This is a genomic window from Pseudomonas sp. TE21394 (assembly GCF_054057835.1).
The window spans coordinates 5,137,178-5,157,791 of record NZ_JBSRZR010000001.1; the positions used below are offsets into that span (position 1 = coordinate 5,137,178).

Below are 20,614 nucleotides of genomic sequence, written 5' to 3' on the forward strand. Positions count from 1 at the left end.
CTGTGCACTCACTTTCCGCAGACAGACTATCGAGCCAACAGACATGCCAAACCACCCACTGCACATCGCCCCCACCCTGCAGCGTTTCATCGAAGACGAGGTGCTGCCCGGCACCGGTATCGAGGCCTGCGCCTTCTGGCAAGGCTTCAGCACCCTGGTTCATGACCTCGCCCCGCACAACCGCACCCTGCTCGCCGAACGCGAGCGCCTGCAGGCCGAACTGGACCACTGGCACCGCCAGCACCCCGGCCCGATCAATGACATGGCCGCCTATCAGCAATTCCTGCGCAGCATCGGCTACCTCGTGGAAGCGCCCGCCAGGGTGCAGGTCGGTACCCGCAACGTCGACCGCGAAATTGCCGTGCAGGCCGGCCCGCAGCTGGTGGTACCGCTGAGCAACGCCCGCTATGCCCTGAATGCCGCCAACGCCCGCTGGGGCTCGCTGTACGATGCGCTGTATGGCACCGATGCCATCGCCGAAACCGAGGGTGCCGAACGTGGCCACGGCTACAACCCGGTACGCGGCGCCAAGGTAATTGCCTTTGGCCGCCAGTTCCTCGATGCCAGTGCGACGCTACAAGGAGCATCACATGGCGATGCCAGGGCCTACACGGTCAACCAGGGCAGGCTGCAAGTCACCTTGGCCGATGGCCGCCAGGTCGGTCTTGAACACCCTGGGCAATGGCGCGGCTACCAAGGTGAGCCGAACAGGCCGAGCGCGATCCTGTTGCAACATCACCAGCTGCATTTCGAAATCCAGATCGACCCCAGCCACGCGATCGGCCAGCAGGACCCGGCCGGGGTCAAGGACATTCTCCTGGAGGCGGCGCTCACCACCATCATCGATTGCGAAGACTCCGTGGCCGCGGTGGATGCCGACGACAAGGTCAACGTGTACCGCAACTGGCTCGGCCTGATGAAGGGCGACCTCAGCGAACGGGTCAGCAAGGGCGGCAAGACCTTTGTTCGCAGCCTGGCGGCAGACCGCGACTACCAAGGCGCGGACGGCCAGCCATTGACCCTGCCGGGCCGCTCGCTGCTGTTCATCCGCAACGTGGGCCACCTGATGACCAACCCGGCCATTCTCGACCGTGACGGCCAGGAGATTCCGGAAGGCATCCTCGATGCCGTGGTCACCAGCCTGATCGGCCTGCACGACCTCAAGCGCCGTGGCAATTCCCGCGAGGGCAGCCTGTACATCGTCAAACCGAAGATGCACGGGCCAGCCGAAGTGGCCTTCGCCGACCAACTGTTCAGCCGCGTCGAAGCCCTGCTGGGCCTGCCTGCGTATACGCTGAAGATGGGCATCATGGACGAGGAGCGGCGAACCAGCGTCAACCTCAAGGCCTGCATCGCCAACGCCGCGTCACGCGTGGTGTTCATCAACACCGGCTTCCTCGACCGCACCGGCGACGAGATGCACACGGCCATGGAAGCCGGTGCCATGCTGCGCAAGGGCGACATGAAGGGCAGCGCCTGGATCCAGGCCTACGAGCGCAGCAACGTGCTGGTCGGGCTGGCCTGCGGCCTGCGCGGCAAGGCGCAGATCGGCAAGGGCATGTGGGCCATGCCCGACCTGATGGCGGCCATGCTCGAACAGAAAGTCGCCCAGCCCAGGGCTGGCGCCAACACCGCCTGGGTGCCCTCGCCCACTGCCGCGACGCTGCATGCGCTGCATTATCACCAGGTGGATGTGGCTGCCGTGCAGCAAGCGCTGGAACAGGTTGACCCAGATGCCCAGCGGGCCGAGCTGCTGCATGACTTGCTCAGTGTCCCGGTCAGTCCCGATCGCCCCTGGACCGCGAACGAGATCCAGGCCGAGCTCGACAACAACTGCCAGGGCATCCTCGGCTACGTGGTGCGCTGGGTCGAGCAAGGCGTCGGCTGTTCCAAGGTGCCAGATATCCATGACGTGGGCCTGATGGAAGATCGCGCGACCTTGCGGATTTCGGCACAGCACATTGCCAACTGGCTGCACCATGGAGTGGTGGGTGCCGAACAGGTCGAGGCGACCTTGCAGCGCATGGCCGCCGTGGTCGACCAGCAGAATGGCGCCGACCCGGCGTACCGGCCGATGGCGGCCGATTTCGCCGCCTCACATGCCTTTCGCGCCGCGCGGGCGCTGGTGTTCGAAGGGCGCAAGCAGCCAAGCGGCTACACCGAGCCATTGCTCCATGGCTGGCGGTTGCGCTTCAAACAGGAGGTCCAGCGCTAGAGCGCGCCGCCCTGGTCAGGAGCAGCTGAAAGCCCGCTGCCACCCTCGCCTCCTTGCCAGTCTGAGCGGGCATCGTCCCGCTCAGAATTTTCCCACGCGGCGCTCGGAAACCCCCTACTTGTTGCCCTTGGCCGTTGAAAACATGATCGGCACTGGATGACGCAAGGTCGCGATCCAGAGGAGGCTCCGCATGCACCAGTACGCCCGCTCCACCGCCGAATTGCGCAGCAGCCTGCGCGAACTGCTGGCCCATGACATGAGCAACCCCGATGAAGATCCACACCTGTCGGGGGTGATGTTCTTCTGCGCCACGGATGAACGCTCCCGTCAGCTGATCGAGCGTATCGAGTTGCTGGCCAGCGAAGTGTTCTTCGACGCGCACGGGCGGGCCATTGCGCAGCATATGAAGGCGGCAGCAGTGGAAGGCGTGCGCATCAAGCGCACCCGCGCGGCGCCAGCGGATGAAACGGTGATCCGCATAGCCTTGGCGGACAAAGGCTATATCACGGTGAGTACAGCCCGCTTCTGAGCACCCGCATGCCATCCCACCCTGGCGCAACACAAGGCCGTTTCTACCCGCTATCCTGAGCGCACCTCCCACTGCGGACCCGCCCATGGAACTGCATATTCGCCTGCACGGCCGCAAAGGCCTGGCCGACCAGCTCTACCAGCAATTGCGTGCCGGCATCGATAGCGGCCACCTGGCCGCCGGCACCCAACTGCCGCCAAGCCGCCTGCTGGCCGAACAACTCGGCGTGTCACGCAAGACCGTGGCCGAAGCCTACTCCCGCCTGACCTATGACAACCTGTTGAGCGGAGTTGTCGGCCGCGGTACCTTCATCGCCCCGCGTCAGCCGCTGCGCAGCAGTACGTCCAGCACCATCCCGCTGGCCAGCGCCGCTTCGCTGGAACGCTGGCAACAACGCGCCACCGTGCTCGGCCGTCGCCAGCTGGAATCCCCCTCACGCTATGACTTCATCGGTGGGGCCTCGAACAAGGCGCAGTTCCCGTTCGACCAGTGGCGCAGTTGCCTGAACTACGCCCTGCGCCGCAGCCAGCGCCACCCCGAACGGCACTTTCCGGCCCAGGGCCTGCCCGAGCTGCGCGAGGCCATTGCCCATCACATCGCCTACGCCCGGGGTGTGCACTGCAGTGCCGCCGACCTGTTGGTGTGCAACGGCGCCCAGCAGGCACTGGACCTGATCGCCCGGGTTCTGATCGAGCCGGGTTGCCAGGTGGCCATGGAGGACCCCGGCTATCCGCCCGCACGGCAACTGTTCCTGGCGCTGGGTGCGCGCCTGCAGTGCGTGCCGGTGGACGACGAAGGCCTGTGCGTGGAACAGATCGCCGACGGTACCCGGCTGATCTATGTGACGCCGTCGCACCAGTTCCCGCTGGGCATGCCGATGAGCGAGCAACGCCGGCACGCCCTGTTGGCGCGGGCCGCCGAGCTGGGGGCGTTGATCATCGAAGACGATTACGACTGCGAATTTCGCTACCACGGGCCGGCTGCAGATGCGCTGCAGCGCCTCGACCGCCATGGCCTGGTGGCCTACGTGGGAACGTTCTCCAAGACCCTGCTGCCAGAACTGCGCCTGGGTTATGCCGTGCTTCCACCAGCCGTGCTGCAAGCCGCCTGCGTGGCCAAGCACCTCAGTGACTGGCACAGCCCGACCCTGTTGCAGTGGGCGCTGGCGCGCTTTTTGGCCGAAGGCCACCTGAACAGACACATCCGCCGTTGCCATGACATATATAGCGCCCGCCGCGAACGCATCCTGGCGCGCCTGGGCGGTGACCTGGCGCCATGGCTCAGCGCCATCCCCGCCAGTGCCGGCTTCCACCTCAGCGCGCTGGCCAAGCCTGGGGTGGATATCGAACTGCTGGCCAACCTGGCACGCAAGGTGGAGGTCGGCCTTTACTCGCTGGCACCGTTCTTCAGCGAGGCAGCGGTGCGCCCCGGGCTGCTGCTGGGCTTTGGCGCCATCGAACTGCTGGACATCGACCCAGCGCTGGACCGCGTGCGCGATACCTTGCAGCGTCTCAGTTGACCACCGCGGTCTTGCCTGCCGGCAGCGGGCGGGTGATGGCAGCGGCATAGCCGCGCGGGTTGAAGCAGACAGTCACCAGCAGCATTGCCAGCACGGTCACGCTCAGCAGCGTCCAGGACGCCTGGAAGTCGCCGCTCACATCACGCAACCAGCCAGTGATGTACGGCACGATGCCGGTGATGATGAAACCGATCCCCTGCACGAACGCCGCCAGGCTGCCCGCCTCGGTCGGGGTCTTGAGATGCTCGAGGGTCAACGTCAGGCTCTGGCTGAAACAGGCGCCCAGGCCGAAGCCGATCGACGCCACCCACAGCGCCGGTGCCAGTGTTGGCGCCAACAGCAGGCCGAGGAAACCCGCCAGCTGGATCGCCAGCGCCAGCCACAGGCCGGGGCGGCGGTCTGGCCAGCGCCGCAACAGCAGCGGCAGGCCCAGAGCACCAGCCACCTGGAACAGGGTCATCAGGCCAACCAGGTCTGCGCCGCCCTGGGCGCTGCCGCCATGCTCGATGTGATAGGCGGGCAACCAGGCGACCATGCTGGTGTAGCCGCCATTGATCAGGCCGAAGTACAGCGCCAGCAACCACGCCCGGCGCGTCCCGAACCAGTGCCCGCGCGCGGCACCGGCTTGCATCGGTACGTGCCGGCGAGGCCGCAGCATGGCCCAGGCAAGCAGTGCCAGCAGCGCAGGGGCGGCCCACAGGCCCAGGCCGACCTGCCAGTGGCCAAAGTAGTCACTGACGTGCGGCCCGAGCACGGCGGCCAGGCCGCCGCCGCTCATCAGCGCCGCCGAATACAGGCCCATCGCTGCGGCCAGGCGCCCGGGGAACCAACGGTTGACCAACCCTGGCATCATGCCCTGTACCAGCGCGACCCCCAGGCCGGCCAGCAGCGCACTGGCGATCAGCGCCCAGGCACTGTCCAGTTGCAGCCGCCACAGGCAGGCCAGGGCGATCGCCGCCAGGCCCGCGAGCATGCCGCGATGTTCGCTGAGCCAGCGCTGCAACCACGGCTGCAGCAGCGGCACCAGGCCCATGCACAGCACCGGCAACGCCGTCAGCAAGGCCGCCTGCTGATAGCCCAGGCCGGTGCTGGCGCGCATGGCTTCGAGCAACGGGCCGATACTGGTCAGAATCGGCCTCAGGTTCAGTGCCAGCAAGATCACCAGCAACAGGTCCAGGGCCGCTCTCATTGCTTGTTGGCCTGCTGCCATTCCAGGTACAGGCCGGCTTCGCCGCTGGGCTTCAGCACACGCAGCGGCAGGCTCTGCTGTTGCGGCGGGCGGGCCATCTGCGCGTAGACCGCCGCAGTGGACAAGCCGAAGGGTTCGCCCTCGGTGTTGTCGTAGGCAAACCAGGCGCGCTCGATACCACACAGGTGCATGGCCGCCAGGCACATCGGGCATGGATGGCCACTGGCGTAGATTTCGGCACCCGCCAGGCGCGCCTGGCCCAGCGCATGGCTGGCTTTGCGGATGGCCTGCATCTCGGCGTGGGCGGTAGGGTCCTGGGTGCTGTGGATCTCGTTGACCGCGCGCGCCAGCACCTGCCCCTGGTACACCAGCACGGCGCCGAAGGGCCGGCCACCGGCGCGGATGTTGGCGCGGGCCAGGTCGAGGGCTTCGCGCATGAAATGTTCTGCGGACATGAATGGCTTCTCCAGTAGCAACTCCCGGTCATTATCCCGGCCCGGACGTCCGGGCAGAAATGAAGAGATTGGATGCCTGTCAGTGGCCAGCCGAATAGCCGATTGGCCTCCTCCTCATGCGCGCGATTGGCTATCGGGGCGGCGCACGGCCGGCGCTACAGTAGCGCCATCCCACCTACCCCCTTGGAGATAGCCATGCACAACCGTATCGAATGGGCCAGGCACACCCCCGAGGCCTACCAGGCGATGGTCGGCCTGGAACAGGCCCTGGCCAGGAGCGGCCTGGAGCAATCGCTGCTGGAACTGGTGCGCCTGCGGGCTTCGCAAATCAACGGCTGCGCCTACTGCGTCAACCTGCACGCCAACGATGCTCGCAAGGCCGGTGAGACCGAAGCGCGCTTGCAGACCTTGTGCGTCTGGCAGGAAACCGCCTACTTCAGCCCACGCGAGCGTGCTGCGCTGGCCTGGGTCGATAGCCTGACCCGGCTGCCCGAGCACGGTGCGCCGCAGGCACAGTATGAAGCTTTGCTGGAGCACTTCGAAGCGGCCGAGGTGGCCAACCTGACCCTGGCGATTGCCACCATCAATGCCTGGAACCGCTTTGGCGTCGGGTTTGCCATGGTACCGGCCTGATCAGTGAGCGCAGCCTGTGCCAGCCTCTTCGCGGGCAAGCCAGCGAAGAAGCCGGCACAGGTGACCGCTCAACGCCCGGCCAACCGCGCCCGGTAGCTGCCGGGACTCTGTCCGGTCCACTTCTTGAACGCCCGGTGGAACGCACTGGGCTCCTGGAACCCCGCCTGCTCGGCGATCTCGGCAATGCTCAGCACCCCTTCACGCAGGCGCTCGAAGGCCATTGCCCGGCGCACCTCGTCCTTGATCTGCTGGTAGGAGCGACCTTCCCGCTCCAGCTGGCGGCGGAAGGTGCTGGCACTGACCCCCTGCTGCTGCGCCAGCGCCGCCAGCGTCGGCCATTGCCCATACCGCCGCGCCCGCAAATGCCGGTACACCTCGGCCACCAACCCGTTCTGGTTGCGGAAGCGAATCACCAGCCCCTGTGGTGCGCTGCGCAGGAAAGTTTTCAAGGCCGCCAAATCCTGCACCACCGGCAGGCGCAGGTAGGCGCTATCGAACTCCACTTCGGTACGCCCGCTACCCAGACGCAGGTCCGGCCCCCACAACAACAGGTCGTCCTCTTGCGCCGGGCGCGACATCGCCAGCTCGGTGCGGTCGATGGCGATCCGTCGCCCGGCCAGCCAGCACAGCATGCCGATCATCAGCACCAGGTAGGTTTCCTCGGCATACACCCGGGTCAGCGGGTCGGCAATGTCCGAGTGCACGCTGATCACGGCCCGCCCGCCGCGCACCGTCAGGCTGCCGCGCAAGTCACGCAGGAACAGGCCGAAACCGGCCATGCACTGGCGCAGGGCTTTTTCCAGGTTCGGCTCGAGGATCAAGCCCCGGCAGATCAGTGCGAAACTGCCCTGCGGCATGCCATGGCTGTCGAGGCGGAAGAATTCGTCATCCAGGCGCCGGATCAGCGCCAGCCACAGCTGGGCAAAGGCCTTGGCCGGCACGCGGGCCTGGGGCTGCGCGAGCAGTTGCGGGTCGATGCCCACCGCGCGCAGTTGTGCATCGCGTTCATCGGGGCAGCCGCGCAGGGCGTGGAGCATGGCATTGAGGAAGTACACGGCGACCGAATCGCTATCGCGCATGGCGGTTTTCGCTGTCTATGCTGAGTGGCAAAAAGTGCCAGGTTGTTTGAACAGTTCCGGCATAGGCTGCAACAGAGCCTTTGCCTAGACTCGGTCCCACTCCGGGATTGCCGGCCATTCTCGCAGAGCCTGGCCCGGTCCCGCCATGCCTTCGCAATCGGAGCCCCTATGAGCAGCACAGAAATCTATGTCGTCAGTGCCGTCCGTTCAGCCATCGGTGGCTTCGGCGGCTCCCTCAAGGACCTGCCGCTGGCTGACCTGGCCAGCGCCATCACCCGTGCCGCCATCGAGCGTTCGGGTGTGGATGCCGAGCAGATCGGCCATCTGGTGATGGGCACGGTGATCCCCACCGAGCCACGCGATGCCTACCTGGCCCGGGTCGCGGCGATGAACGCCGGCATCCCCAAGGAAACCCCCGCCTTCAACGTCAACCGCCTGTGCGGCTCCGGCCTGCAGGCCATTGTCTCGGCCGCCCAGTGCCTGCTGCTCGGCGACACCGACGTGGCCCTGGCGGCCGGCGCCGAGTCCATGAGCCGTGGCCCGTACCTGCTGCCGCAGGCCCGCTGGGGTGCGCGCATGGGTGACCTGCAAGGCATCGACTACACTGTCGGCGTGCTGCAGGACCCGTTCGAGCACTTCCACATGGGCATCACCGCCGAGAATGTCTCGGCCAGGCACGGCATTACCCGCGAGATGCAGGACGAACTGGCCCTGACCAGCCAGCGGCGTGCCGCCCGCGCCATCGCCGAGGGCCGTTTCGCCAGCCAGATCGTCCCGCTGGAGCTGAAAACCCGCAAGGGCAGCGTGCAGTTCAGTGTCGATGAGCACGTCCGCGGCGAAGTGACCGCCGAACAACTGGCCGGGATGAAGCCGGTATTCAAGAAAGACGGTACCGTCACTGCCGGCAACGCCAGCGGCATCAACGACGGCGCTGGCGGCCTGGTGCTGGCCACGGCTGACGCGGTGCGCCGCCTGGGCCTCAAGCCGCTGGCACGCCTGGTCGGCTACGCCCATGCCGGCGTCGAACCGGAACTGATGGGCCTGGGCCCGATCCCGGCCACCCGCAAGGTACTCGAGAAGACCGGCCTGAAGGTGCAGGACCTGGACGTGATCGAGTCCAACGAAGCGTTTGCCGCCCAAGCCTGCGCCGTGGCCCGCGAGCTGGGCTTCGACCCGGAAAAGGTCAACCCCAACGGCTCGGGTATTTCCCTCGGCCACCCGGTCGGCGCCACTGGCGCGATCATCGCCACCAAGGCCATCCATGAGCTGCAGCGCATCCAGGGACGCTACGCCCTGGCCACCATGTGCATCGGCGGTGGCCAAGGCATTGCCGTGGTCTTCGAACGCGTCTGAAGGAGGCTGATACATGAGCATTGAACAGATCGCCGTGATTGGCGCCGGCACCATGGGCAACGGCATTGCCCAGGTGTGCGCGGTAGCCGGCTACCAAGTGTTGCTGGTGGATGTTTCCGACGCGGCGTTGGAGCGCGGCGTGGCCACCCTGAGCAAGAACCTCGAGCGCCAGGTCAGCAAAGGCACCCTCGATGCGGACAAGGCTGCGACGGCGAAAACGCGTATCCGCACCAGCACCGACTACACCCAGCTCAGCGGTACGCAACTGGTGATCGAGGCGGCCAGCGAAAACCTGCAGCTCAAGCAGCGCATCCTGCAGCAAGTGGCGGCCAACGTCGCCGCCGATTGCATCATCGCCACCAACACCTCGTCGCTGTCAGTCACCCAACTGGCCGCCAGCATCGAGCACCCCGAGCGTTTCATCGGCGTGCATTTCTTCAACCCGGTGCCGATGATGGCACTGGTCGAGATCATCCGCGGCCTGCAGACCAGCGACAGCACCTATGCCCAGGCGCTGGTGGTGACCGAGAAGGTCGGCAAGACCCCGATCACCGCCGGCAACCGCCCGGGCTTCGTGGTCAACCGCATCCTGGTGCCGATGATCAACGAAGCGATCTTCGTGCGTCAGGAAGGCCTGGCCAGCGCCGAGGACATCGACACAGGCATGCGCCTGGGCTGCAACCAGCCGATCGGCCCGCTGGCCCTGGCCGACCTGATCGGCCTGGACACGCTGCTGGCGATCATGGAAGCCTTCCATGAAGGCTTCAACGACAGCAAGTACCGCCCTGCCCCGCTGCTCAAGGAAATGGTCGCGGCCGGTTGGCTGGGACGCAAGAGCGGCCGCGGTTTCTTCACCTACTGAGGAGCGCACGCCATGCCCCCGGTCAATGCCGCGATGCGCTGTGCCAATTTCGAGGAGCGACGCGAGCGGGCCATGGCGCTGTTTGCCGAAAAGGGCTTTGGCCAGGTCAGCATGCGCGAGCTGGCGGCTCATGTGGGCCTGACTGCCGGCTCGCTGTACCACCACTTTCCCAGCAAGCAGGACTTGTTGTACGACCTGATCGAGGAGTTGTACGAGGAGTTGCAGGCGACCCTGGATCAAGGCCGCCGGGCCATGGCCCGTGGGGCGTCGGCGTTGAGCTGCCTGATTGCAGCACACTGGCAGTTGCATGCCGAACGACCGTTGCAGTTTCGCCTGGCGGAGCGCGACCTGTGTTGCCTGAGCGACGACCAGCAGGCGCGCCTGGCCTTGTTGCGCAAGCGCTATGAGGCGGGGTTGCTGCGGTTGATCGCACCGCAGGCAAAGCTGCAGGGGGAAGCGCTGGTGGCTACCGCGCATGTGCTGGCGACACTGCTGAACCAGTTGCCGGGGCTGTTGAAGGCGTTGCCTGAGGAACAAGGGCTGGGCTTGATGGAAAGCATGCTGGTGGGCGGGCTGGAGCGGACCCTGCGCTGACCTGTACTGGCCCTGTTACCTGTGCGCGCTGGCTTGCCGGTAACAGGGCCATCAGCTTTACCGCAGCAGGCTCTGGATCTGCTCGTGCAAGGTATCCAGGTCGAACGGTTTGGCCAGGATCGGCGCCTTGCGCGTGATCGGGCTGCCGGATTCAAGAATCTCGGCCGGGTAGCCGCTGATGAAAATCACCTTCAGGTCCGGCCGCAACTTGACCGCCGGTTCGGCAATCTCCACCCCGGATATCCCACCGGGCAGGCGGTAGTCCGTCACCATCAGGTCCAGGTGCGGTTTGCTGGCCAGGATCGCGAACGCCTGCTCGCCATCTTCGGCCACCAGCACGTGGTAGCCCTCGCCTGCCAGGTAATCCTGCAGGATCATGCGAATCGCCGGTTCATCCTCGACGACCAGCACCACATCTTGTGCATCTTCACTCATGTCAACGCCTTGAAATGCTTGCAACAGCCATGTGACCCCAGGCTCATGCAGAGGTTGCTCGCGCCTGGTCGTTTTGTTGTGCGCAGGCCGCCAGCGGCAACTGCAGGGTGAACGTGGCGCCCTTGCCCTCTTCACTCTCGAGCAGGATACGCCCGCCATGGGCCTGGACGATCTGCTCCGATATGTAGAGCCCAAGGCCCAGGCCACCACTGGCCTGCTGGGTAGCCACCCGCTCGAACTGCTGGAAAATGCGCTGCTGGTTGGCCGCGCCAATGCCGATGCCGTAGTCCTGCACCTGCACGCAGGCCAGGCCATCTTCCTCGAACACGCGCACGTGCACCGGTTTGCGCTCACCGTAGCGCAAGGCATTGGACAACAGGTTGGCCAGCACCTGCTCGATGCGAAATTCGTCCCACTCACCGTACAGCGGCTCGCAGCGTTGCAGTTCGATGTGGGTTTCCAGCGTGGTGGCCTGGGCGGCAAAGTTCTCCACCAGGCCACGCACCAGCTGGCCCAGGTCGAACGCCTTGGGCCGTAGCGACAGTTTGCCGGTACGGATGCGCGACACATCGAGCATGTCCTCGACCAGGCGGATCAGGCTGTTGATCTGCCGCTCGTCGCGCTCGACCATGGCCTGGAGCTTGTCGCTGCTGAACGCGGCAAGGTTGCCGCGCGAAAGGTGCAGCTTGCGCAGCTGGGTTTCCAGAATCAGGCCGTTGAGCGGAGTGCGCACCTCATGCGACACGATCGACATGAAGTCATCACGCATGCGCACGGCATGCTCCAGCTCGGCCCGCGCCGTCTGCAACTGCGCGAGCAGCATTTCCTGCTCCTGACGGCTGCGCTCCAGTGCCTGCAGCTGGCGGTCGAGGACCTTGCGCTGGCGGTACAGGTCGACGAACACCGACACCTTGCTCTTCACCGCCAGCGTGTCGAGCGGCTTGTGCAGGAAGTCGACTGCGCCGCTTTCGTAGCCCTTGAAGGCGTAGTTCATCTCGCGCCCGGCGGCGGTGACGAAGACGATGGGGATATTGCGGGTCTTTTCCGTACCGCGCATCAGCTCGGCCAGCTCGAAGCCGTTCATGCCCGGCATTTGCACATCCAGGATGGCCAGGGCGAATTCATGTTCGAGCAACAGCGATAACGCCGCTTCGGCGGATTGGGCCTGATGCACTTCACGGTCTTCGCCCTGGATCAAGGCGCCGAGGGCCAGCAGGTTTTCCGGCAGGTCGTCGACGATCAGCAGTTTGGCGGTGGTGTGGCTTAGCATGCGCTGGGTTCCAGGGCAGCGAGCAACTGCTCGATACCACTCAAAGTAAGGATATGGTCGGGCTGGTGCAGGGCCAGGGCAGCCTCCGGCATCAGCGCAACCTGTGCATCGCGCGGGTCCTGGACGATGGTCCGGCCCCCGCTGTTCTTGATATAGGCAAGCCCTGCGGCACCATCTTCGTTGGCACCGGTGAGCAGCACGCCAAGCAGGCCGGAACCGTAGGCGTCGGCCGCCGACATGAACAGATAGTCGATTGCCGGCCGGGAGAAATGCACCGGCGGCTCCTGGCTGAGCGACAGGCTGAAATCGCGTTCCACCGACAGGTGATAACCCGGCCCGGCCACATAGATCTGCCCAGGCCGCAGCAGCTGCTTGTCGCGCGCCTCGCACACGGGCCGGCGCAAGCGGCGTTGCAGCACCTCGGCCAGTTGGCTGTGGCGGTCATCCGGCAGGTGCAGCACACAGACCACCGGCAGGGCAAAACCGGCTGGCAACGCGCCGAGCACCTTGAACAGGGCCGTCACGCCGCCTGCCGAGGCGCCGATCACCACCGCGCGCACGCCGTTCATGATTTACGGTAGATCCGTTCGGGCTTGACCAGCGGCTCGAAGCGCTCGGCGTAGGCGGAAAAATCCACCGACTCCTTGCTGCCCAGCACCAGGAAGCCGCGGTGGCACAGGGACTCGTGGAACAGACCCAGGGCGCGATCTTGCAATACCTTGTCGAAATAGATGAGGACGTTGCGGCACGACACCAGCTGGGTTTCGGAAAAAACGCTGTCGGTGGCCAGGCTATGGTCGGCGAAGGTCACGTTTTCGCGCAGCGAGCTGTCCATGATGGCATTGCCGTAGGCCGCTGTGTAGTACTCGGAAAAATCCCGCCGGCCACCAGCCAGGCGGTAGTTTTCCGCGTATTCGCGCATGCTCTGCATCGAATAGATGCCCTGCTTGGCCTTGTCCAGCGAATGCGGGTTGATGTCGGTGGCATAGATGATGGTACGTTCCAGCAGCCCTTCCTCGCGCAGCAGGATGGCCATCGAATAGACCTCCTCGCCAGTGCTGCAGCCAGCAATCCAGACCTTTATCGACGGCCAGGTGCGCAACAGCGGCACCACTTCGTTGCGCACAGCCAGGAAGTGCTCCGGGTCGCGAAACATCTCGCTGACCGGGATCGTCAGGTACTGCAGCAACTGCATGAACATGCCGGGGTCGTGCAGCACACGCTCCTGCAGTGCCGATACCGTCAGGCAATCGAACTGGCGCAGCGCGTGCAGGATCCGGCGCTTGATCGAAGCGCCGGAATAGTTGCGGAAATCGTAGCTGTACTTGAGGTAGATGGCCTCGATCAGCAAGCGGATTTCAATGTCGGTGTTACGTTCGCTAGTCAAATTCGCTCCAGTTGCGGCAGCCAGACCCGGATCAGCGAGAACAGGCGGTCCAGGTCAATCGGTTTGGCCAGGTAATCGTTGGCGCCGGCCTGCAGGCAACGCTGCTGGTCATCCTTCATCGCCTTGGCGGTCACGGCAATGATCGGCAACTTGCGCCAACGCGCTTGCTGGCGGATCAGGCGGGTGGCCTCGAAGCCGTCCATTTCCGGCATCATCACATCCATCAGCACCAGGTCGATATCGTCATGCTGTTCGAGGCGCTCGATCGCCTCTCGCCCGTTGCGACCGATCTCGACGATCGCGCCCTTGTGTTCCAGCGCGCTGGTAAGGGCGAAGATGTTGCGCACGTCATCATCCACCAGCAGCACCTTGCGGCCCTCGAACACCTTGTCGCGGCTGCGCGCGGTCTTGAGCATTCGCTGGCGTTCGTTGGACAACTGCGACTCCACCTTGTGCAAAAACAGCGTCACTTCGTCGAGCAGGCGCTCCGGCGAACGCGCGCCCTTGATGATTATCGAGCGGGAATACTTGAGCAGGTCGGCTTCTTCTTCGCGGGTCAGGTTGCGCCCGGTATACACGATTACCGGCGGGAACGCGCGGATATCCTCGGCGGTCATGCGCTTGAGCAGCTCGTTGCCGAGCATGTCCGGCAGCTTGAGGTCGATGATCATGCAGTCGTAGATGTTCTCGCGCAACAGCGCCAGGGCATCCTGGGCCATGGCCACGGCGGTGATCTCGACATCGTCATCGCCAATCAGGCGGGCAATGCTTTCGCGCTGCAGGTCGTCGTCTTCCACCAGCAGGATGTGCTTGAGCTTTTGGGTCAGCTTGGCCTCCAGGCGGGCGAACACTTCCTTGAGTTCCTCGCGGCTGGTGGGCTTGACCGCGTAGCCGACGGCGCCCATGTGCATGGCCGCCTCGACCCGGTCTTCAACAGAAATGATATGCACCGGGATGTGCCGGGTGCTGGCCTGCTCCTTCAGCCGTTGCAGCACGGTGAGGCCGGAATGGTCGGGCAGGCGCATGTCCAGCAGGATGGCATCGGGAAGGTACTCCTGGGCCAGCTCGAAGCCCTCATCGGCACCCTGCGCGACCAGGCAGCTGTAACCCAGCTCGTGGGCCAGGTCGAACAGGATGCGGGCAAAGTTCGGCTCGTCCTCGATCACCAGGATGCAGCGGTTGCTGAACGGTGCACGTTCGCGATCGTCGGCAAACGCCGGCGCCGGACGCTGCTGTGCCACCGTCACCGGTGGTGTCGGGGCAGCAGGCGGCAAGGCATCGACCGCCGGGCGCAGGGCCAGCGGCTCGGCCGTCTGTGCCTCGCGCTCGTAGCGCTCCGGCAGGATCAGGCTGAACACACTGCCTTTGCCAGGGCTGCTGTCGACGAGGATCTGCCCACCCAGCAAATGCGCCAGGTCGCGGGAAATCGACAGCCCCAGGCCGGTGCCGCCATAACGCCGGTTGCTGGTGCCATCGACCTGATGGAAGGCACCGAAGATCGCCTGCTGCTGGTCAGCGGCAATACCGATGCCGCTATCACGCACGGCAAAGATGATGCCGCTGTCGGGCTGGTAGCCGATGTTCAGGCTGACCTGGCCGCGCTCGGTGAACTTGATCGCGTTGGACAGCAGGTTCTTGAGGATCTGCTCCAGACGCTGGCGGTCGGTGAACAGGGTGGCCGGCACCTGGGCGTCGGTGGTCACCTCGAAGGCCAGGCCCTTGTGCGCGGCCAAAGGTTCGAACATGCCGCGCAGGCCTTCGACCAGGCGCTCCAGCTGGGTGGTTTCCGGGCGCACTTCCAGCTTGCCGGCCTCGACCTTGGCGATGTCGAGGATGTCGTTGATCAGATTGAGCAAGTCGTTGCCGGCCGAGTAGATGGATTCGGCGAACTTGACCTGTTCCTCGCTGAGGTTACCTTCGACGTTCTCGGCCAGCAGCTTGGCCAGGATCAGCGAACTGTTCAACGGTGTGCGCAGCTCGTGGGACATGTTGGCGAGGAACTCGGACTTGTACTTGCTCGACCGTTGCAGCTCTTCGGCACGCGCCTGCAGTTGTTCCTGGGCGTGGAGCAGTTCGTCATTCTTGCGGTCCAGCGCCTCGGTACGCTCGGACAACTGTTCGTTGGTCTGCTCCAGCTCCGCCTGCTGGGTTTCCAGGTGGGCCTGGGACTCCTTGAGCACGCGGGATTGCTCTTCGAGCTCCTCGTTGGCGGTTTTCAGCTCTTCCTGCTGCACCTGAAGCTCTTCGTTCAGTTGCTGGGTTTCGGCCAGCACTTCCTGCAGGCGCTGACGGTAGCGGGCGCTGTCGATGGAGATGCCGATGTTGCCACCGAGCCGTTGCAGCAGTTCTTCGTCACGTGGCTGCAACGGCCGCAGGAAGCCCAGCTCGAGCACGCCGTTGGTCTGCGTGCCTTCACTGGCCGGCACCAGTACAGCGCTGCGCGGCAGGCCCCGGCCCAGACCGGAGCTGAGGTGGAAATAGCCTTCGGGCAAGTTGTCCAGGCGCAGCAGCCGCCCTTCGCGCACCGCCTGGGCGAGCAGGCCTTCGTGGTCGCCCAGTACCTGCTCGCGGGCCTGCTCTTCGGCATCCAGGCCGTAACTGGCCACCCGCACCAGGTGCCCATGTTCGTCACGCACGTACAAGGCCCCGACCACGCTGCCCAGGTAAGCGGCGAAGAAGCGCAGGATGTTGTCACCGAGCATCGGCAGGGTCAGTTGGCCCAGTACCTGCTCGGCGAGCTGCGTCTGACCGGTGCGCAGCCAGGCCTGATGTTCCAGGTGCTCGGTGGCGCGTTGCTGGGCGTGCAGGTTGTCATCGTAGCTGGCCGACAGCGCCAACAGGTCGCGCCGCCCCAGGTAGGCGAGCAAGGCGCTCAGGCCGACAATGAACAGCACGAACGACACCATGACCGTGACCGTGACCGTGCTGACCCGCTCGTTACGGGCCATACGCAACTGCTGCTCGGCGTTGATCAGGGCGTCGAACTCCTTGCGGATTTCATCAGTCAGGCGCTTGCCGCGGCCGCTGCCGATCGATGCGCGGTAATCCCCCTGGCTGCGACGCTGGGCGATGAGTTCGCTGCCGAAGGCGTTCCATGCCTGCTGCAGGGCGACCAAGCGGTCGATGCGCTCGACCTGCTGCGGGTTATCCTCGACCATGCTGCGCAGGCCCTGCAGGCTGCCGAAAATTCGCGGTTTGGCCACCTCGTAGGGGTCGAGAAAACGCTCGTCGCCGGTGATCAGGAAACCGCGCACCCCCGTCTCCATGTCGATCGACAGCTTGACCGTCTCGTTGGCGCTGCCGATGACCCGGTCGGTATGCTCGACCCACTGCATGGCCGAAAGCAGGTAGTTGATCATTGCGACAAAGGCCAAGGCCCCCAACAGGCCCACCCCCAAAGGGAGGCCGATGTTGCGGGTCAACAACTTGCGGAAGCTGCGCTGGTCCATCGAGGCTGCTTGAATCATGTGAAAACGCCCGAGCAAGAAAAGTCCATGAATAGTGTGGCCGATCAATCGTTGTCGTTATTCGCCAATGCCCTGTCCTGTAAAGCGAGTCTAACCAGCTTTAGCGGGTCTGGCAGGGCATTTAGCCAGTATTTGAAGGTGGTGTGCGCCAATCGTTCCATCTGATTGCATGGACCGGTATCCTCGGGGAACTTCTGCTGCCACCCGGAGCACAGATTAAAGACAATTCAATTGGTACAGGATCGGAACCATGCACCTTCTGGTAGTCGAAGACGACGACATCGTCCGCATGCTGATGGTCGAAGTGCTCGACGAGTCAGGCTACACGGTCATTGAGGCGGAAAACGCCAGCGCGGCGCTGCGCATTCTCGCAAACCTGGGCCAAGACCTGGCGCTGATGATGACCGACGTGGGGCTGCCGGACATGCGCGGCGAGGCGCTGGCAGCCAAGGCGCGCGAACTGCGGCCGAAGCTGCCGGTGCTGTTCGCCAGCGGCTACGCCGAAAGCGTCGATGTACCAGAAGGCATGTACCTGATCAGCAAGCCGTTCACCATCGACCAATTGCGCGATAAGGTGATAGACATCGTGGGCCCGGCTTGAGGTGAGCGCAGTCGGCTTCGCGGGCCTGCCCGCTCCCAGACCGGCCCGCGTGGCCTGCAGCTACCGGGCTATCCGCGCCTCACGGCTCCCTGCGCAACAGATAGGTATCCATGATCCAGCCCTTGCGCCCGCGCTGCCGTTCGCGCACCTCGAGGATCTGCGCCTTCACCGCCTGTAATGGGCCGGCAATCAGCACCTCATCTTCGGTCCCCAGATACGCGCCCCAGTAGATCACCAATGCCGGGTCATCGAGCTGGGCAAATGCGCACTGGCCATCGAGCATCACCACCACGTTGTCGATACGCCCCAGCGTCGCCAGGCATCGCCCTGGCAGCACCGTCAGCGGTTCACCAATGCGGTTGAGCGGCACCTGGTGACGCGCGGCCAGGGCCTGCACGCTGCTGATGCCGGGAATTACCCGCAGGCGCAGTGCCACGCCGCGCTCACGGACTTGGTCGAGAATGCGCAAGGTACTGTCATACAAGGCTGGCTCGCCCCACAGCAGGAAGGCGCCCACCTCCCCGGCGGCGATCTCCTGGTCAATCAGTTGCGCGTACAGGGCCGCGCGCTCGCGGTGCCAATGCTGTACCGCACCCAGGTAGCCATCGGCGTGTGCCTCGCGCACAGGGTCGGCCACCTGCACCAGGCGGTAGCCACCCTCGGGCCGGTAACGTTGCAGAATGGCCTTGCGCAGTTGCACCAGCTCATCTTTGTCGCGGCCCTTGTCGAGCACGAAGAACACGCTGGCCTGGGCCAGCGCCTCGACCGCCTCGTAGGTGATCTGGCGCGGGTCACCGGGGCCGATGCCAATCAACAACAGGTCTTTCATTGCCCTGCCCTTCGCGTGAACCAGCAGCCATTGTCAGGCGGCTGCCGGTATTTGGCAAAGCCAGCGATCAGAACAGCGAGAAGTTGTAGCTGACGATGACCCGGGTCTCGTCCATGTCACGCGCCCAACGTTCATAGTTGCTGCGGTAGGTGGAATTGCGCAGCCGCACGCTGACGTCCTTGAACGTGCCACTTTGCACCTGGTACTTGAGTTCCGTGTCGCGTTCCCATTCCTTGCCTTCGGCCGCACTGCCCGGCACCTTGATACTGTCACCGTTGATGTAGCGGGTGAAGAAGGTCAGGCCGGGTACCCCCATGGCCTTGAAGTCATAGTCATAACGCACTTGCCAGGAGCGTTCCTGGGCGGCGGCGAAATCGTTGACCTGGGCATAGTTGACCAGGTAGGGGTTGCTGCCATCCAGGTACGGCATGGCACTGTCGCCGTACATACGCTGCCAGCCGGCGCTGAGCTTGTGGCCACCCAGGCTGTAGCCGAGCATGCCGCTGAATGCACGGTGGTCGATTTCACCAGCGCGGGCATTGCCGATGTCATCACTCTTGATCAAGCGCAGGTCGGCCGACAGGCTGCCCACCGCCAATGGCTGGCTGGCCACCAGGCCGAGGAAGTGCTGGCGGTAGATGTTCTCCAGCTTGGCCACCTGGTACTGGGCGCTGAGACGCTCGTTGAAACGGTAATCGACACCGGCCAGGTCAAAATGGTCGGCCTCGATATCACAGGCATATCGCTTGTTCTTGCAATGCACGCGAATATCCTGACGGTCGGTGGAATCCCGTGCGGTGTATTTGTCCAGGCGGGCCAAGGTCAACTTCAGGTCGCGCACTTCTTCGGAAGTCAGCATGGCACCCTGGAACAGGGTCGGCAGCAGGCGCCCATCGTTGTACTTGAGCAGCGGCACGTCCGGCATCATCGAACCGTACTTGAGCACGGTATTGGAAACCTTGGCTTTGGCGGCCAGGCCCATCTTCGCGTACTGGTCGGCCGAGTGCCGCGGATCGTGACCAGAAGACGGCAACAGGCCGCTGTTACTGTCCGCCGGGCTGGAGTCCAGTTTGAAGCCGAACATGCCCAGTGCATCCACGCCAAACCCTACCGGGCCCTGGGTAAAACCGGACTGCACATTGAGGATGAAGCCTTGTGCCCATTCTTCGCGCTTGGACGCTCCCTGGCTGGAACTGCTGTGACCATCACGAAAGTCCCGGTTGAAATAGACATTGCGTGCTTCAACCTTGGCGCTGCTGTCTTCAAGAAAACCGGCGGCCTGGGCATTGGCACCGGCACACAACAGGAACAGGCCGGCAACACAACGCCCGGGGGCGAGAGGGAAAGGGGCAAACATGCGGGGAAACATCCAGAATCAAGGCGAGTAAATAACCTGTGGCGCAAGCTGGCCACGGTATTGCGGGGTCGGCCGAAAAATAGACGGCCATCATCTGAAATGATCGCAAAACAGCTCTAGGGCGAGCCATTGGACCATGGTCTAAGCACGCAGCAGGGCAACCATGAAAAAAAATGCAAATAACGTACGTGACAGTCGCAAAGTTCCCGGCTTACTTCAAAAAAGTTTGCAGTTTACCCAGTACCGCTGAATGACTACACTCGATATCAGCGAACAACATAACCCACCCGCGTGGCCGGCGTTTTTTTTAGTTCTTCAATGTTCGTCACGCCCTGCCACACCCGACGTACAGGAGTGATTACAGTGTCCAGACTTGCAGAGTTTCGTGCTGCCGAAAAAGCGCTCCAGGAACAGATGGCGCAACTGGAAGCGTTGAAAAAGGATGCCGGCCTCAAACGCGAAATCGAATTCGAGCAGAAACTAGTCGGCCTGATGAAAAGCTACGACAAGAGCCTGCGCGATATCATCGCCATTCTCGACCCGAAGAGCGCGACCCGGGCGCCCAGTACAGCACCCAAGCAACAGCGCCGCCCCCGCGTGGTGAAGGTTTACACCAACCCACATACCGGCGAGCGGATCGAGACCAAAGGCGGCAATCACCGCGGCCTCAAGGCCTGGAAAGAACAGTATGGAGCCGCCACGGTAGAAAGCTGGGTACGCTGATGAAACATCCACGCGCACTTCACACTTTTTTCACAACGGCTGGCTCAGTATCGAAACAGCTAAAGGACTAGCGACCCCATCACGCGCCCGCACATGCGGGCCTCTAATTCCAGCGCC

General features: G+C 64.2%; 19 protein-coding genes. 9 read left to right on the top strand and 10 right to left on the bottom strand.

The features are described 5' to 3' along the window. Nucleotides 1-43 precede the first annotated feature (43 nt). The 3 genes from ACVWZT_RS23480 (at nucleotide 44) to pdxR (ending at nucleotide 4,263) form a co-directional block, all read left to right on the top strand. Nucleotides 44-2,215, top strand: a complete 2,172-nt coding sequence (locus ACVWZT_RS23480) for a malate synthase G (RefSeq protein ID WP_457471711.1) — start codon at nucleotides 44-46, stop codon at nucleotides 2,213-2,215. Between the two features lie 190 nt (nucleotides 2,216-2,405). Further along, nucleotides 2,406-2,744, top strand: coding sequence for a hypothetical protein (locus tag ACVWZT_RS23485; RefSeq protein ID WP_296231184.1), 339 nt, complete (start codon nucleotides 2,406-2,408; stop codon nucleotides 2,742-2,744). An 85-nt stretch (nucleotides 2,745-2,829) separates the two neighbouring features. Beyond that, nucleotides 2,830-4,263, top strand: coding sequence for a MocR-like pyridoxine biosynthesis transcription factor PdxR (pdxR, locus tag ACVWZT_RS23490; protein WP_296231186.1), 1,434 nt, complete (start codon nucleotides 2,830-2,832; stop codon nucleotides 4,261-4,263). On the opposite strand, the gene ACVWZT_RS23495 is transcribed toward pdxR, so the two are convergent. Continuing rightward, entirely contained in the window at nucleotides 4,256-5,452 is a 1,197-nt protein-coding gene (locus ACVWZT_RS23495; RefSeq protein WP_457471713.1) for a cyanate transporter, read from the bottom strand. The genes pdxR and ACVWZT_RS23495 overlap by 8 nt on opposite strands. Beyond that, entirely contained in the window at nucleotides 5,449-5,907 is a 459-nt protein-coding gene (locus tag ACVWZT_RS23500; protein WP_457471714.1) for a nucleoside deaminase, read from the bottom strand. The genes ACVWZT_RS23495 and ACVWZT_RS23500 overlap by 4 nt, the downstream gene beginning before the upstream one ends. Before the next feature lie 195 nt (nucleotides 5,908-6,102). Here ACVWZT_RS23500 and ACVWZT_RS23505 point away from each other — a divergent pair, with 195 nt between their 5' ends. Further along, nucleotides 6,103-6,540: a carboxymuconolactone decarboxylase family protein gene (locus ACVWZT_RS23505; RefSeq protein WP_457471715.1), complete on the top strand. Its 438-nt coding sequence runs from the start codon at nucleotides 6,103-6,105 to the stop codon at nucleotides 6,538-6,540. 68 nt (nucleotides 6,541-6,608) lie between these two features. On the opposite strand, the gene ACVWZT_RS23510 is transcribed toward ACVWZT_RS23505, so the two are convergent. Then, on the bottom strand, nucleotides 6,609-7,619 hold the full coding sequence (locus ACVWZT_RS23510) for an AraC family transcriptional regulator (RefSeq protein ID WP_296231191.1): 1,011 nt from the start codon (nucleotides 7,617-7,619) through the stop codon (nucleotides 6,609-6,611). A gap of 168 nt (nucleotides 7,620-7,787) precedes the next feature. On the opposite strand from ACVWZT_RS23510, the gene ACVWZT_RS23515 reads away from it, so the two are divergent. From ACVWZT_RS23515 to ACVWZT_RS23525, 3 genes are read left to right on the top strand one after another with little or no spacing between them, the layout of a single operon-like run. Beyond that, entirely contained in the window at nucleotides 7,788-8,972 is a 1,185-nt protein-coding gene (locus ACVWZT_RS23515) for an acetyl-CoA C-acyltransferase family protein (RefSeq protein WP_296231192.1), read from the top strand. 13 nt (nucleotides 8,973-8,985) lie between these two features. Then, nucleotides 8,986-9,834, top strand: a complete 849-nt coding sequence (locus ACVWZT_RS23520) for a 3-hydroxybutyryl-CoA dehydrogenase (protein ID WP_457471717.1) — start codon at nucleotides 8,986-8,988, stop codon at nucleotides 9,832-9,834. Nucleotides 9,835-9,846: 12 nt separating this feature from the next. Next, nucleotides 9,847-10,428: a TetR/AcrR family transcriptional regulator gene (locus tag ACVWZT_RS23525; protein ID WP_296231194.1), complete on the top strand. Its 582-nt coding sequence runs from the start codon at nucleotides 9,847-9,849 to the stop codon at nucleotides 10,426-10,428. Between the two features lie 57 nt (nucleotides 10,429-10,485). On the opposite strand, the gene ACVWZT_RS23530 is transcribed toward ACVWZT_RS23525, so the two are convergent. The 5 genes from ACVWZT_RS23530 to ACVWZT_RS23550 are packed head-to-tail and all read right to left on the bottom strand — an operon-like array spanning nucleotide 10,486 to nucleotide 16,987. After that, nucleotides 10,486-10,863, bottom strand: a complete 378-nt coding sequence (locus ACVWZT_RS23530) for a response regulator (protein WP_225777371.1) — start codon at nucleotides 10,861-10,863, stop codon at nucleotides 10,486-10,488. Between the two features lie 43 nt (nucleotides 10,864-10,906). Continuing rightward, entirely contained in the window at nucleotides 10,907-12,133 is a 1,227-nt protein-coding gene (locus tag ACVWZT_RS23535) for a hybrid sensor histidine kinase/response regulator (RefSeq protein ID WP_457471719.1), read from the bottom strand. Beyond that, nucleotides 12,127-12,702, bottom strand: a complete 576-nt coding sequence (locus tag ACVWZT_RS23540) for a chemotaxis protein CheB (protein ID WP_296231197.1) — start codon at nucleotides 12,700-12,702, stop codon at nucleotides 12,127-12,129. Before ACVWZT_RS23540 ends, ACVWZT_RS23535 begins: the two co-directional genes overlap by 7 nt. Continuing rightward, a complete protein-coding gene (locus tag ACVWZT_RS23545; RefSeq protein WP_296231198.1) occupies nucleotides 12,699-13,520 on the bottom strand; it encodes a CheR family methyltransferase in 822 nt (273 codons plus the stop codon). The genes ACVWZT_RS23540 and ACVWZT_RS23545 overlap by 4 nt, the downstream gene beginning before the upstream one ends. Beyond that, nucleotides 13,517-16,987: a response regulator gene (locus ACVWZT_RS23550; protein WP_296231199.1), complete on the bottom strand. Its 3,471-nt coding sequence runs from the start codon at nucleotides 16,985-16,987 to the stop codon at nucleotides 13,517-13,519. The genes ACVWZT_RS23545 and ACVWZT_RS23550 overlap by 4 nt, the downstream gene beginning before the upstream one ends. 250 nt (nucleotides 16,988-17,237) lie before the next feature. Between ACVWZT_RS23550 and ACVWZT_RS23555 the strand changes: the two genes are divergently transcribed. Then, nucleotides 17,238-17,588 (top strand): response regulator, encoded by a 351-nt coding sequence (locus ACVWZT_RS23555; RefSeq protein ID WP_457471722.1) that lies wholly within the window; start codon nucleotides 17,238-17,240, stop codon nucleotides 17,586-17,588. 79 nt (nucleotides 17,589-17,667) lie between these two features. On the opposite strand, the gene cobF is transcribed toward ACVWZT_RS23555, so the two are convergent. Both cobF and ACVWZT_RS23565 read right to left on the bottom strand, forming a co-directional pair. Continuing rightward, nucleotides 17,668-18,417 carry a precorrin-6A synthase (deacetylating) gene (gene cobF / locus ACVWZT_RS23560; RefSeq protein WP_296231201.1) on the bottom strand — a complete coding sequence of 250 codons (750 nt, stop codon included), beginning with the start codon at nucleotides 18,415-18,417 and terminating at the stop codon, nucleotides 17,668-17,670. Nucleotides 18,418-18,484: 67 nt separating this feature from the next. Next, a complete protein-coding gene (locus ACVWZT_RS23565; protein ID WP_457471725.1) occupies nucleotides 18,485-19,774 on the bottom strand; it encodes an OprD family porin in 1,290 nt (429 codons plus the stop codon). A gap of 363 nt (nucleotides 19,775-20,137) precedes the next feature. Between ACVWZT_RS23565 and ACVWZT_RS23570 the strand changes: the two genes are divergently transcribed. Beyond that, nucleotides 20,138-20,497, top strand: coding sequence for a histone-like nucleoid-structuring protein, MvaT/MvaU family (locus ACVWZT_RS23570; protein ID WP_296231204.1), 360 nt, complete (start codon nucleotides 20,138-20,140; stop codon nucleotides 20,495-20,497). Nucleotides 20,498-20,614: the final 117 nt, after the last annotated feature.

Coding starts and splice junctions, on each gene's coding strand:
- ACVWZT_RS23480 (WP_457471711.1), top strand. CDS start 44: ATGCCAAACCACCCACTGCACATCGCCCCCACCCTGCAGCGTTTCATC.
- ACVWZT_RS23485 (WP_296231184.1), top strand. CDS start 2,406: ATGCACCAGTACGCCCGCTCCACCGCCGAATTGCGCAGCAGCCTGCGC.
- pdxR (WP_296231186.1), top strand. CDS start 2,830: ATGGAACTGCATATTCGCCTGCACGGCCGCAAAGGCCTGGCCGACCAG.
- ACVWZT_RS23495 (WP_457471713.1), bottom strand. CDS start 5,452: ATGAGAGCGGCCCTGGACCTGTTGCTGGTGATCTTGCTGGCACTGAAC.
- ACVWZT_RS23500 (WP_457471714.1), bottom strand. CDS start 5,907: ATGTCCGCAGAACATTTCATGCGCGAAGCCCTCGACCTGGCCCGCGCC.
- ACVWZT_RS23505 (WP_457471715.1), top strand. CDS start 6,103: ATGCACAACCGTATCGAATGGGCCAGGCACACCCCCGAGGCCTACCAG.
- ACVWZT_RS23510 (WP_296231191.1), bottom strand. CDS start 7,619: ATGCGCGATAGCGATTCGGTCGCCGTGTACTTCCTCAATGCCATGCTC.
- ACVWZT_RS23515 (WP_296231192.1), top strand. CDS start 7,788: ATGAGCAGCACAGAAATCTATGTCGTCAGTGCCGTCCGTTCAGCCATC.
- ACVWZT_RS23520 (WP_457471717.1), top strand. CDS start 8,986: ATGAGCATTGAACAGATCGCCGTGATTGGCGCCGGCACCATGGGCAAC.
- ACVWZT_RS23525 (WP_296231194.1), top strand. CDS start 9,847: ATGCCCCCGGTCAATGCCGCGATGCGCTGTGCCAATTTCGAGGAGCGA.
- ACVWZT_RS23530 (WP_225777371.1), bottom strand. CDS start 10,863: ATGAGTGAAGATGCACAAGATGTGGTGCTGGTCGTCGAGGATGAACCG.
- ACVWZT_RS23535 (WP_457471719.1), bottom strand. CDS start 12,133: ATGCTAAGCCACACCACCGCCAAACTGCTGATCGTCGACGACCTGCCG.
- ACVWZT_RS23540 (WP_296231197.1), bottom strand. CDS start 12,702: ATGAACGGCGTGCGCGCGGTGGTGATCGGCGCCTCGGCAGGCGGCGTG.
- ACVWZT_RS23550 (WP_296231199.1), bottom strand. CDS start 16,987: ATGATTCAAGCAGCCTCGATGGACCAGCGCAGCTTCCGCAAGTTGTTG.
- ACVWZT_RS23555 (WP_457471722.1), top strand. CDS start 17,238: ATGCACCTTCTGGTAGTCGAAGACGACGACATCGTCCGCATGCTGATG.
- cobF (WP_296231201.1), bottom strand. CDS start 18,417: ATGAAAGACCTGTTGTTGATTGGCATCGGCCCCGGTGACCCGCGCCAG.
- ACVWZT_RS23565 (WP_457471725.1), bottom strand. CDS start 19,774: ATGTTTGCCCCTTTCCCTCTCGCCCCCGGGCGTTGTGTTGCCGGCCTG.